This window comes from Saccharothrix sp. ST-888 (genome assembly GCF_000955975.1).
GTDB lineage: Bacteria > Actinomycetota > Actinomycetes > Streptomycetales > Streptomycetaceae > Kitasatospora.
Window position 1 is genome coordinate 1 of record NZ_JYJF01000651.1, and the last position, 343, is coordinate 343.

At 75.5% G+C, this 343-nt stretch carries 1 protein-coding gene; it reads left to right on the plus strand.

Annotation, left to right across the window (positions count from 1 at the left end; all coding sequences use genetic code 11):
* Positions 1-9: 9 nt before the first annotated feature.
* Positions 10-343: PPOX class F420-dependent oxidoreductase (locus tag UK12_RS34105; RefSeq protein WP_045307102.1), on the plus strand; the 334-nt coding region annotated here is incomplete at its 3' end.

The following is a 343-nucleotide window of genomic DNA, read 5'->3' on the forward strand; positions in this document are numbered from 1 at the left end:
GGGAACTACATGCTGGTGACCACGTTCCGGGAGGACGGCACCGGGTGGCGCACGCCGGGGTGGGTGGGCCGGGAGGGTGGCGGGCTCGGCATCGGGACGGGCACCGAGTGCTGGAAGGGGCGGCGCATCCGCAATCGCGCCGACGTCCGGGTCGGCCCGTGCGACGTGCGGGGGAACCGGAACGGCGAGCATGTACCGGCCGTGGGGGAGATCTGCCCGCCGGAGGGCACGGCGGCCTACCGCGCCCTGCTCCGCCAGAAGTACGGCCTGGTCGGTGTGCTCACCGTGCTGGGCAGCCGGCGGCGGCGGGGCGAGCAGGGCACGGCCGGCATCCGGATCACCC